This window comes from Streptomyces viridosporus, from assembly GCF_002078235.1.
GTDB classification, from domain to species: Bacteria; Actinomycetota; Actinomycetes; order Streptomycetales; family Streptomycetaceae; genus Streptomyces; species Streptomyces viridosporus.
Genome location: NZ_MSGP01000045.1, coordinates 1 through 11187, shown reverse-complemented (window position 1 = coordinate 11187; position 11187 = coordinate 1). Strand labels below are relative to the sequence as shown.

The 11187-nt window shown below is 73.1% G+C and carries 9 protein-coding genes and 1 pseudogene; 7 read left to right on the top strand and 3 right to left on the bottom strand.

Annotated elements, in window-relative coordinates; all coding sequences use genetic code 11:
* The first annotated feature begins 129 nt into the window (after positions 1 to 129).
* Positions 130 to 783, top strand: coding sequence for a hypothetical protein (locus B7L92_RS03130; RefSeq protein WP_174703920.1), 654 nt, complete (start codon positions 130 to 132; stop codon positions 781 to 783).
* Positions 784 to 891: 108 nt separating this feature from the next.
* Here B7L92_RS03130 and B7L92_RS03125 read toward each other — a convergent pair whose 3' ends face one another.
* Positions 892 to 1305 carry a DUF5994 family protein gene (locus B7L92_RS03125; RefSeq protein ID WP_081235964.1) on the bottom strand — a complete coding sequence of 138 codons (414 nt, stop codon included), beginning with the start codon at positions 1303 to 1305 and terminating at the stop codon, positions 892 to 894.
* A gap of 750 nt (positions 1306 to 2055) precedes the next feature.
* Here B7L92_RS03125 and B7L92_RS03115 point away from each other — a divergent pair.
* From B7L92_RS03115 to B7L92_RS03100, 4 genes are all read left to right on the top strand, one after another.
* A complete protein-coding gene (locus B7L92_RS03115) occupies positions 2056 to 3018 on the top strand; it encodes an STAS domain-containing protein (protein WP_081235963.1) in 963 nt (320 codons plus the stop codon).
* A gap of 233 nt (positions 3019 to 3251) precedes the next feature.
* A complete protein-coding gene (locus tag B7L92_RS03110; RefSeq protein WP_255310732.1) occupies positions 3252 to 3767 on the top strand; it encodes a DUF5994 family protein in 516 nt (171 codons plus the stop codon).
* Between the two features lie 141 nt (positions 3768 to 3908).
* Positions 3909 to 5102, top strand: a complete 1194-nt coding sequence (locus tag B7L92_RS03105) for a PP2C family protein-serine/threonine phosphatase (protein ID WP_081235961.1) — start codon at positions 3909 to 3911, stop codon at positions 5100 to 5102.
* 824 nt (positions 5103 to 5926) lie between these two features.
* A complete protein-coding gene (locus B7L92_RS03100) occupies positions 5927 to 7294 on the top strand; it encodes a PP2C family protein-serine/threonine phosphatase (protein ID WP_081235960.1) in 1368 nt (455 codons plus the stop codon).
* A gap of 14 nt (positions 7295 to 7308) precedes the next feature.
* Here B7L92_RS03100 and B7L92_RS03095 read toward each other — a convergent pair whose 3' ends face one another.
* On the bottom strand, positions 7309 to 8994 hold the full coding sequence (locus tag B7L92_RS03095) for a CocE/NonD family hydrolase (RefSeq protein WP_081235959.1): 1686 nt from the start codon (positions 8992 to 8994) through the stop codon (positions 7309 to 7311).
* 103 nt (positions 8995 to 9097) lie between these two features.
* Between B7L92_RS03095 and B7L92_RS03090 the strand changes: the two genes are divergently transcribed.
* Positions 9098 to 9814: a TetR/AcrR family transcriptional regulator C-terminal domain-containing protein gene (locus tag B7L92_RS03090; RefSeq protein WP_081235985.1), complete on the top strand. Its 717-nt coding sequence runs from the start codon at positions 9098 to 9100 to the stop codon at positions 9812 to 9814.
* A gap of 74 nt (positions 9815 to 9888) precedes the next feature.
* On the opposite strand, the pseudogene B7L92_RS41880 reads toward B7L92_RS03090, so the two are convergent.
* A pseudogene (locus B7L92_RS41880) lies at positions 9889 to 10160 on the bottom strand (transposase); the annotation flags it as partial.
* A gap of 120 nt (positions 10161 to 10280) precedes the next feature.
* Here B7L92_RS41880 and B7L92_RS03075 point away from each other — a divergent pair.
* Positions 10281 to 11045, top strand: coding sequence for a hypothetical protein (locus B7L92_RS03075; RefSeq protein ID WP_174703922.1), 765 nt, complete (start codon positions 10281 to 10283; stop codon positions 11043 to 11045).
* Positions 11046 to 11187: the final 142 nt, after the last annotated feature.

The following is an 11187-nucleotide window of genomic DNA, read 5'->3' as shown; positions in this document are numbered from 1 at the left end:
GCTGCGAGGTCCCCGCGGACAGATGTCTCACCGCACGTTTCGGCGGGCGGCCGTGGGGGAGGTCACTGACACGATGATCGGGTTGCGCGCCGGGGGCCGCGCGCCTTAGAAAAGCAGTCGGGTGGAGATATGCATCGCGGTGGCGGACTGGGCGAGGGGACCGACGGCCTGGGTCCTCGACGTGCCCGGCGGGGAAGGCACCGACGCGAGGCGGAGCACGCAGAGCACGCAGAGAACGCGGAGAGCACGGACGAAACGCGTCAGGCACACGGTGTACCGAGCGAGCTCGGGCGGATCGACGGACGGGTCGACCCGCTGAGGGCGGGGAGCAGGAATGGTGGTCGGGTGGGGGTGACGTACAAGTACTTCGGCGCTCCGGACGGCGCCACCGCGGCCCGCGTCCCGATCTCGATGCGCCCCGAGGAACTCGGCGGCGACGAGCTCGGCATGAACGGCATGTTCACCAAGATCAAGCCGGAGACCATGGCCGCCATGGTCCTCACCGGCATCGAGGGCGTCCCCCTGCACAAGGTCCCGCCCCTGGAGCTGGTCGTCCTGCACCCCGACTACGCGGTCGTGAAACTCCCCATGACGGTCGTCGACCCCTTGCGGGACATAGGCGAGGAGGCGGTGGGCGCGGCGGCGTTCATCTGGTCGACGGTCCCGGACCGGGGCGGACCGCGGGACGCCTTCAACGTGTACCGACTGCTGCACGAGTGGCAGGACTTCAGTCACCGGCTGCACGAGGCGGGGCACCAGCCGTACTGCCTGGTGTGGCCCTGACCGGGGTTTTCGCGGCGTTCGGGCGGGGCTTTCGGGCCCCGCCCTCGTCATGTGCCGGGGGCCGCCGGGCGGCCCGTCGGCGCACCGGCCCAGCCCGGGCCGCCGGGGTCAGGCAGTCCGCCCCACAAACGGGTCGTCAGCCGCGGCCGTCTCCATGAGCCGTTCGGCTTCCGCCTCCGTCGCGGCGGGTGGCACGACGAGCAGGTCCCAGCGGCCCTGTCCAGGAGCGAGGAGGCAGGCGGTGTGTCCGGCTCGCGGCGAGTCCGTCCCGCGCGCGTGCACCCACTGGTCCTCGATGAGCATGCCGTCCCCGGACAGCGACCACACGGCCCCGTTCACGAGGACGCTGGTGATGTGTCCCCAGCGGTGCGGCAACGCGGCGAGGAGTCCGGGGAGTTCGGTGGTCAGGTCGTACGACCTCGGCCACCAGGCCCCGTCGATGTGCCGGGCCGAGCCACGCGGGCCGGAGTGCTCTCCCAGCCGCAGCCGGGCGGAGGACGGATGGAGGAAGGGCGAAGTCATGAGAGCTCCTGGAGCCGTAGGGACGGGGGGCTCGGCGCGGTCGGGAGTCCGGCAGGCGTCGGTCGGCCCGGCGTCCGCCGCTGGGGCGCGGTCCCGCCTGCACGTGTCCGGTCGGCCGGTGGTCTGCCGGCCTCCGGCCGGGGAAGGAGCGGGCCGGCGCCCGGGGCGGGGTCGAGCGTGAGGTGAGGACGCGTCCCCCGCCCCGACGGGAAGGCCGGACAGCTGCGCTGCTCGCCCCCTGCGCACAGCGGCCGGAGAGCATCCGCGACGTGCCGGGCCACCTCGACGTCCGTGGAAACGATGCGTACCCCGCCCCTGCCCTCGGCGGGGGCACCGTTCGGAACGTCCGCGGGTCGGTGCGGGAACTCGGTGGTCATGGGGCGGAACCTGCCCCGGGCCGTGGAAAGCGGCTCGTGTGGTGTCGCGCGACTCGGACCGTGCCACGCGCCGAGGACGAGACCGGCCCTGTCACCGGTGTACGAAGTACCCTCGACGTCTCCCACGGTACTCCTGGGACTCGTCACGGTCTCCGCCGGTTGCGGGCGACGTACTGTTGAGATACCGAGGGCATCACGTACTCCGGCCACCACGCCGGGTCGTCCTCGGCGAGGAACGAACCCCGGGCCGTCCCTGTGGCCGGTGCGGAGACGGGTCGGCATCATGTCCACCGCGGTCGAAGCAACACCACCCGACCTCTCCACGGCTGTGGCAGCGCCTCGTACCGGGCCCCGGGCCCGGCCGAGCGGAGGCGTGACGGCCCTTTCCCGGCTGGACGTCCACCGGCGGAACCGGGGGGAACAGACCCTCGTCACGCTCGCCGGTGACATCGGACCGGCAACCACGCCCCTGCTGCGGGCCGCACTGGAGCAGTGCCTGCGCGACGGCGTCACCCTCATCGACGTCGATCTGGCGGCGGTCGGATGCTGCGACGTGAAGGGCTTGGACGTCCTCCTGTCGGCGTCACGGCGTGCCGACCTCGTACACGCCTCACTGCGGTTGCACCACCCGTGCGCGCAGATCGCTCAGCTCCTCACGGTCACCGGATCGACGTCGCTGCTCCCTGAGGCCCCCGTGAGTCCCGTGTCGCCCACGGCGTCCGGCAACCTCATGAGGAGCGAGAGCCCGGGATACCGATCGGATCAGCCGATCCCCAAGGAAGGGATCCGCGTCCGCCGACTGACCCGGTGGCAGGCCGAAGGGGTGCGGGAAGACATCGCGGACCTCGCCGGGGAGTCTGTCGCAGGTACCTCCGGTGAGGCGTACCACGACCGTGCGGACTTCCTGCGCCGCTTGGCGGTCAGTGCCCGGCGTCCCGGTTTCGCGCTGCTGGTCGCCGAAACGACGGTGTTGGTCGGCTGTGTCTTCGGCTTTCCCGTGGGCCCTGACGGCTCCGGCCGCCAGGGGATCGCCGGAACGCTCCAGGAAACCGTCCAACGGCTGACCTCCCGCGCGCGGTTCGTCGTCCTCACCCAGGTCGTGGCCCATCCGCACCCTCAACACCGCGACATCGCCCGCCGCCTGCAGCAGCATCTGCTTACCGACCGGCACTCCTCCCTCGGAGTCACCCTCCTCCATCCGGCCGACCGGGCGGGACAGGCCGCGTTTTCGTGCTGGGGCTGGGAGAACATGGGCGAGGTCATCGGATTGCCCGGACGTGTCGCCCCCTGTCTGTTCGTCCTGAGCACGGGAGCGCCGTCCCCGACAGCCCGGTGATCAAGCAGTGGGGGGCGACGAGCCGGCGGCCCTGCCGCTTCGAGGCGGTCACGTCGCAGCCTGTCGTCCGCCGTACGAACCTGTGTCCGCGCGGCGACTGCGCGCCGCGCCGTCCGTCAGGGCCGGGAGTAGCCTGGCACGTACCGGGAGCATTTCGGGCCCCCGTCCCCCGGCGGTACCGCCCCGGCGAGTGACAGACGCGGACAGCCGCAGGCCGTCCGGGAGGGGATCGCATGACGGATGCCATCACAAGGCCCGACGAAGCCGCGTCATCCGGTGACGCCGACACCTATCGGATGCCCCTGCCCCGGTTGCGCCTCACGCCGGGCGTCAGCCACGGCCCGTTGGACGGAGCCTGGTGGCCTCGCTGCAACGCGCTGGAACTGGAGTTGCCCGCACTCGTCGGCTCATTGGATCCGGCCGTCGGCACGGTCACCCGGGTCACCGTGGACACCGCGTCCTGGCCCGATGTCCCGCGGACGGTGATGGCGCCCGACCACGTGATCGAGGTGGTCCGGACCGACCTCGCCGCCGAGGCGCACGCCATTACCGTGGACTGCGGCACGGTGGGTCGCTGGGAGTTGCTGGTGATCCCACCCGACGAGCCGGCCGGAGCGGCCGCCCGGCTGCTGACCGCCGCCGCCGACCCCGAGAACCCGTTGTCGGCTCCACGCATCCTGGCACTCGCCGAGAACGAGCTCGGCGCAGAGGCCGCAGGGGAGTCGGAGGGAGGTCCCGGACCCAGGTGAGGGCCTGACGTCCGTCGGGCCCAGGTGACCGGCCGGTCGCTCCGGTCGTCGACGTTCCCGGTTGGAGCCCATGGCACGAGCTGTCTCTTCGTCGTCCCCTCCCACCGCCACCGCTACGTGCGGAGTACGGCGGGTGAGGCGGTGACGCACGGGCGGCGCGCGGACCGTTCCGAAAGCCTCGGGGAGGCGCTGCTGGGCGCGGTTCTCGATCGCGCGCACGAGCTGCCGCCCCATTTGATCGGGCCGTTGGTCGCCGATGTGGTGGAGCGGTTGGGGGGCCGCCGGCCGCAGGTGCTGCTGCAGGACTACGGGCAGCTGCTGCTCGTGCCCCTGCCCGGTGAGGGCCTCACGGGCGGGGAACCAGAGGTGATCGACGATTCCGAGGCGGGCCGCTGCTTTCTCGACGCCGTCCCCGTCGAGCTGCCCCAGGAGAACGGCGTCCGGGTCCATCTGCCCCTGCTGGACGGCGGTGACCAGGTGGGGGTCATGGCGGTGACGCTGGACAGCGTCGACGACGACGACCGTCGCCTGCTGCACAGGATCTCCGGCCTGGTGGCCGACCTGCTGGTGACCAAGCACGGCTACTCCGACCTGTTCTTCGGCGTCCGGCGTGGTGAGTCGATGAGCGTCGCCGCGGAGATCCAGTGGTCCCTGCTGCCGCCCTTGGCGATGATCATGCCGCGGGTGGCCGTGGCCGGTGTCCTGGAACCCGCCTACGACGTGGCCGGCGACAGCTTCGACTACGCGCTCAACGGCGACGTCCTCCATGTGGTCATGATCGACGCGATGGGCCACGGACTGGACGCGGCCACGATGGCCACCGTGGCCATCGGCGCCTACCGTCACGCCCGCCGCCTCGGCATCGGGCTGTCGGAGATCTACGACTTCATGGACCGCGCCGTGGCCGAGCAGTTCGGTCCCGAGCACTTCGTCACCGCGCAGATGATGCAGCTGGACACGACGACGGGGCGGTTGCAGTGGGTCAACGCCGGGCACCCGTCACCGATCCTCGTCCGCGACCACCGCGTCGCGCAGCGCCTGGTCGCCCCGACGACCCTCCCCGTCGGCCTGGGGGGTTCGGTGCCTCGGATCAGCGAGCTGGGGCTGGTGCGCGGGGACCGCGTCCTCTGCTTCACCGACGGACTGGTCGAGGAGCACAAGAGCGGTGGGGAGGAGTTCGGGGAGGACAAGCTGATCGACTGTGTGAACCATCTGGAGAGGACCGGCCGCGGCATCCGGGCGGTGACGCGTTCCCTGTCCCACACGCTCAAGCGGGCGCGGGGCGGACAGACCAGCGATGACGCGACGCTGCTCATGGTGGAGTGGCGCGGCTGACCTCCCCCCTGCCGTCCGGCACCGTTCCGCCGGACCCGCCCAGCGACGGCCCGTCAGTCCGACGAACCGCGCCCGCTCCCGGTCTCGACGAGGATCTGTTCCGCCTGGCTGGTGTTGTCCGCCCGGACCGCCTGGGCCATCGCGGCGCGGGCGGCTGGTGTGGCCCTGAGCCGGGTTTTCGCGGCGTTCGAGCGGGGCTTTCGGGCCCCGGCCCTCGTCATGTGCCGGAAAGGGCCGTCAGGCCGCCGGGGCACAGTGAGGACGCTTGGGTTTGGTCGGGGGCTCGGGGGCGTCGATGCGCCCCGGGCCCCGCCCGGCCGGCACCGGCCGCCGTTCTCACTCGAGCCGGGACAGCCGGCCGCGACGGTCCGAGGCGGACCGGCGCCACCGTGCGGTATCTCAGCACCCGCGTGCCCGCCGGCGTCATGGTGATCCTGGTCGTCCCCGGGAGGCCCCGGCGACCGTCGGCTGCCGGGCCCCCGCCGCCCTCGCCCACACCGGTGGCCCCCGCGGCCACGCCCCACCGGGCCGGAAAGAGCCGCTCGCTTCTGTTCAAGCCGGATATGCCCCTTTCCGGGTGATAATTCGAAGTAATGACCGGAGGGAACTGTTCGCCGTGTCACGCTGTGATCCTGTTCGATCACGGTCGTGTCGGGAGGCCGGGTGTACCGACCGTGTGAGTGGCTGGATGAGCGGATCCGTCGTGACCGCCGGGTGGGTCCGGCGGTCCCGGCGCGGGCGACGGCCGCCGCCGTGGTCCCCGGCGCCCGGTGCGGCGCACGGGACACGGCCTCCGCCGCACCCCGGCGTCAGGGGTGTGCGCGGTGAGCGGCGAGGGCCGGCCCGAGCAGCCGTGGCCTCCCGACCCCGGGCTGCGTCTGAACACCGAGCTGGACCGGATCGGCGCGCGGTTGCAGGCTCTGACCGATGCCAGGGACCGGCTGCAGGGTCTGCTGGGCGCGGTGCTGGCCATCAGCAGGGAACTGGATCTGCCGGCGGTGCTGCGGCGCGTCGTCAGCACCGCCACGGAACTGGTCGGCGCCCGCTACGGAGCCCTGGGCGTGCTGCACGAGTCCGGTGAGCACCTCGAGGACCTCATCACGGCGGGGCTGAGCGAGGACGAACGCGCCGACCTGGCCGGGGTGGCGTTCCCCCACGGCCGCGGCGTGCTCGGACTCCTGATCCGCGACCCCGAGCCGCTGCGCGTCGACGACATCCCCTCCCATCCCGCCTCGGTCGGGTTCCCGCCCGGCCATCCGCACATGCGCACCCTGCTGGGGGTCGCCATCAGCGTCCGCGGCAAGATCTACGGGGACCTCTACCTGTCCGAACGCCGCGACGGGCAGCCCTTCGACCGGGACGACGAGGACATCCTCGTCGCCCTCGCCGGCGCCGCCGGCATCGCGATCGAGAACGCCCGCCTGTTCGGTCGGGTCCGCGACAGTGCCGAGACCTTCCAGCGGCTGCTGCTGCCCACGCTGCCCGACCTGCGCCCCTTCACCGCCGCCGCCGTCTACCGGCCCGCCGCCGAGCCCAACCGGCTCGGCGGGGACTGGTACGACGCCCTCGTGCTGCCCGACGACGCGGTCGGCGTCGTGATCGGCGACGTCGGCGGCCACGACCTGCACGCGGCCGCCGCCATGGCCCGGACCCACAGCATGCTCCGCGCGCTGCTCTACGACCGCGGCACCCCGCCCAGCGAGGTCCTCACCCAGCTGGACCGCACCCTGCACGTCACCGCGGGCATCCCGGTCACCACGGCCTGCCTGGCGCGCATCGAACCCGGGGAGTCCGGGTGGGCGCTGCACTGGAGCACCGCCGGGCACTTCCCGCCCCTGCTGGTCGGCCCCGGCCCGGAGACGAGGTACCTGGAGGCCGAACCGGGCCTGCCGCTCGGGGTGAACACCGGCGAGCGACGGCCCGACCACCGCCGCCCCCTGCCCGCGGGATCCACCCTGGTCTTCTTCACCGACGGGCTCGTCGAGCACCCCGCCCGCTCCCTCGACGAGGGCCTGACCGCGCTCGCCGGTCTCGCCGCCGCCCATGTCGCACGGCCCCTGCAGGAATTCGCGCAGGCACTGGCCGACCACCACCCCGGCGACGGCCACGACGACATGGCCGTCCTCGCCCTCCGCGTCCCCCTCGGCCCCGGCCCCGCCCGGCTCTTCGCCGCGACGGGGAAGGAGGGCTGAACGGGGCCGCCGGTTCAGGCGGGGCCGGGAGCGTGGGGCAGCACCAGCGCCGAGTCCGTGTGGAGCGTGATGCGCACCGGGGTGAAGGCGGTGGCGTCGGCCGACGGCTCCCCCGTGCCGGGGCTGCGGGCGTAGCGCGGGTGGGCGCCCCCGCTGATCTGCCAGCGGATGCGGTGTCCGGCGGCGAAGCGGTGGGCCGTGGAGCTCATCGGCACGGTGAGGTGCGAGGGCGTCCGCTCGCCCGTGCCGAGACGGCCCAGCCCGTCGCAGACGTTGACGGATCGTCCGGTCGCGTCGACATCGCACAGACGGGTGAAGAGGTCGGCGTGGCCGGTGTCCGCGGAGACGGTCAGCCGCGCCGAGACCGGGCCGAGGACGTCCACGGGTTCGGTCAGCGGGGGTCCGGTGAACGTCAGGACGTCGTCCCGGGCCTCCAGGGTGCCGTTGTCGCGCGGACCGGCGGTGCCGGAGAGCAGGGGGCCGCCGAGGGACGGCGTGGGGTCGGCCGGGTCGTAGCGGAACGACGTCAGGGGGTCGGAGTCCGTGGGGGCCTGCCGGGTGAGGTGCCCGTCCGGGGTGGGGAACCACGGGGTGCCGGCCGTGGCCGGCGGCCAGTCGTCGAGGTCCCGCCAGGCGTCCTCGCCGCCGATGTGCACGCGCACCCGGGTGGGGCGCCGGCCGGAGGGGTCGGCGCACAGGTGGGCGCGCAGCCAGGCGAGGCTCTCGGCGAACACCTCGGGCCACCCCTGCCGCAGTGCGGAGGTGTGGGTCCAGGGGCCGACGAGCAGGGCGGTGTCGCATCCGGCCCGGCGGAGCCGCTCGTACTGCTCGAAGGTCTGGTCGGCCAGGACGTCGTGCCATCCGGTGATCAGTCCGGTCGGGACGGCCGCCCGCTCCGCCGCCCGCGCGAGCGACGCGCCGTGCCAGTACGCGTCCTCGGGGTCCGGGTGGGCCGTCGCCTCGTCCAGCCAGGGCACCTCGCCCCCGAGGGCGGGCGCGTACGCGCCGCGCAGCGGCCGCGCGGTGGTGGCTTCGCGCAGGCGGCGCCGCAGGCGCAGCGTGGCCTTCAGGAGCGGCATCGCCCCTTGGTGCTGGTACGTCATGCCCGCGCCCACGGCGAGGACGTTCTCCAGCCGGAGGGTGCCCGGTGCGTGGAACAGGGCCCAGGGGTCGTGCAGCCCCACCTGCACCACCATCGCCTTCAACTCGGGCGGCGGGTCCAGGGCCAGGGCCCACTGCGCGTAGCCCAGGTAGCTGGGGCCGACCGTCCCCAGGTTTCCGTCGAACCAGGGCTGCCGCCGGAGCCAGGACACCGTGGCCGGGCCGTCGGCGGTCTCGTTGCGCCACAGGTCGAACGTGCCGCCCGAACCGCCCGTGCCGCGGCAGCTCTGCAGGACCACGTGGAAGCCCTGTTCGGCGAAGAGCACGCCGTACTGGGGGGACCACGGCAGGCCCCGGCCGTAGGGCGAGCGCACCAGCAGGGTGGGGAAGTCGCCCCGCCCGCGCGGGAAGTAGTGGTCGGTGATCAGCGGACTGCCGTCGGCGGCCGGAACCACCAGCCCCGGCTCCCACCCGGCCTCGTACCGCTTGTCCGGGAGGCCGCGCCAGGTCGCCCTCGTCAGCCGTGCGACCAGGGGCGGTCGCCCGGACGGCGGCGTCCAGGCGGGGGCCGGTGCGGGGTCGTGCGTGCGTGAAGTCATCGTGGGTCCCCCTCCTCATTCCAGTACAGCGTACGGGAATGGAGGATGGTTGGATGACGCCGTCGAGCGCCACCGCGGGCGCGGCGAGAGGAGTGCGAAGACCGTGACCGGCGACGAAGGCCCCGGCACCGCGGGCGTCAACCCGCACCGGCTCTGGCTGGGCGACCCCCGGCCCCGCAGGGGCCGCCGGCCCGCCTACAGCCGGGAGGCGATCACCGCGGCGGCCGTCGCCCTGGCGGACGCGGAGGGGCTGGAGGCGGTCACCATGCGGCGGGTCGCGGCACGGGTCGGGGCCGGAGTCATGTCGCTCTACAGCTACGCCCCCGACAAGGAGACGCTGCTGGAGCTGATGGTCGACCACGTCAGCGGCGAACTGTCGCCCCCGGGCCCGCCCACCGGCGACTGGCGCGCCGACCTGAAGGCCGTCGCCCACCTCCAGCGCGCCCACATGCTGCGCCACCCCTGGTTGCCGGCGGCCCTGGCCACCCACCGCACCCCCGGCCCCCGCGCCCTGGCCTTCCTGGAGCACGCGCTCGCCGTCCTGCGGCCCACCGGACTGGACGGCGGGACGAAGCTGGAGATCTTCGCCCAGCTCACCGCGTTCGTGACCGGGCACGTCGCGCACGAGATCGCGCGGGCCCCGGCCTCGCGGTCCTCCGCCCGGGCCGAGGCCGAGGCCCGCTACCTCGCCGCCGTCGCCGCGGACGGCCGCCATCCCGAACTCGCCGAGGCCCTCGCCTCACCCGGGCGGCCCCTCACCCCCGAAGCGACCTTCACCCGGTTCCTCGACCGCCTGGTCGACGGCCTCGACAGCCACTGACCCCGCCGCTCCCCCCGCCCGCGACAGGAGCCCTCCCGCCGCCCGAGCCCGAGGGCCCCGGGACCGGCGCACCGATGCTCGCCGCGCCGTACCCGCTTGTCGGTCGGCTCGGCGAACCGGCGCTCGACCAGGTCGAGCCAGGACGATCCGGTGGGGTGAAGTGCAGGTGGAAGCGGGGACGGACCGGCAGCCAAGTCCTGATGGCCGGGGTCTTGTGGGCGGCGTAGTCGTCCAGCACCGGATGCACGCCCGGGCCCTGCGGGACCTCCCGGTCCAGCTTGATCAGGAACTTCCTGAACTCCTCGGCCCGGTGCCGGCGGTGCAGTGAGCCGATCACCTTGATCGTCTGATGCCCCATGGTGATGCGCGGGCGTACAACCCCGTGCAGATGCCGGCTGTCTGTAAGGCGCTGGAGGGATGAGCCTTCGGTGCCTTTCCGTAGGGAGACAAGGAGATGGGGGATCAGGTGGGGAAGCAGGTCTGGAGAGTCGTCGTGGCCGGTGGTGCGGCGGCGGTGTTCACGGCCGTGGCCGCGGTGCCGGCCGGGGCGGCCGAGGGCGGGGTCTCGTTCACCCGTGTCCAGGTGAACGGCGGCAAGCCGATCGTGATCGGGGTGTCGGAGGAGGTCGCGGTGCCCGCCTCCTTCCGGATGGCGACCACTCACCAGTGGAAGTGGTCGGCGGTGTTCCTGTACCGCGGTGGTGCGGGTGACCGGCTGTGGCACGCCATCGAGACGAGCGACTGCATCAAGGTGAGCCCGGGCGTCTGCGACTTCAACGAGACGATGTACTTCGACCCGAGCGTGTGGGACATGCGCAACAGCGAGGCCGGGGCCTGGAAGGTCGGGGCCGAGGTGTACTTCGAGGGCGGCGGTGGTGACACCGACGACGAGGGTCTGACGGTCCACGTCAAGCGCAACTCCCGCCTGACCGTCAACGCCTCGCCCGAACCGGTGTCCAAGAACAAGACCATCACCGTGACCGGAAAGGTCACCCGGGCCAACTGGGAGACCAGGAAGTACGCCTCCTACGGAGGCCGCCTGGTGAGCCTGCAGTTCAAGCCTGCCGGCACCACCTCCTACACCACGGTGAAGAAGGTGTACGCGAACGGCTCGGGCGATCTCAGGACGACCGTGAAGGCCTCCAAGACGGGTACGTGGCGCTGGGTGTACTACGGCAACACCACCACCGGGCCGTCGACGTCGTCCGGGGACAACGTCGTGGTGAAGTGATGTCCGCGGTGCCGACGGGCTGGTGGGGCCGAGCCGGCGGTAACGGCCGCGACAGTCGAGGCGTCGGGTCCGCCGCGACGGACCGTACGGCCGGGGGCCGCGTCGGGGCCGGGGCCGCGTCGGGGCGGAGGCCGTGTCGGGG

What these genes read in the sequence shown, in the direction of transcription:
- B7L92_RS03130 (WP_174703920.1), top strand. Translation starts at nt 130, where the DNA reads ATGCATCGCGGTGGCGGACTGGGCGAGGGGACCGACGGCCTGGGTCCT.
- B7L92_RS03110 (WP_255310732.1), top strand. Translation starts at nt 3,252, where the DNA reads ATGACGGATGCCATCACAAGGCCCGACGAAGCCGCGTCATCCGGTGAC.
- B7L92_RS03125 (WP_081235964.1), bottom strand. Translation starts at nt 1,305, where the DNA reads ATGACTTCGCCCTTCCTCCATCCGTCCTCCGCCCGGCTGCGGCTGGGA.
- B7L92_RS03095 (WP_081235959.1), bottom strand. Translation starts at nt 8,994, where the DNA reads ATGACTTCACGCACGCACGACCCCGCACCGGCCCCCGCCTGGACGCCG.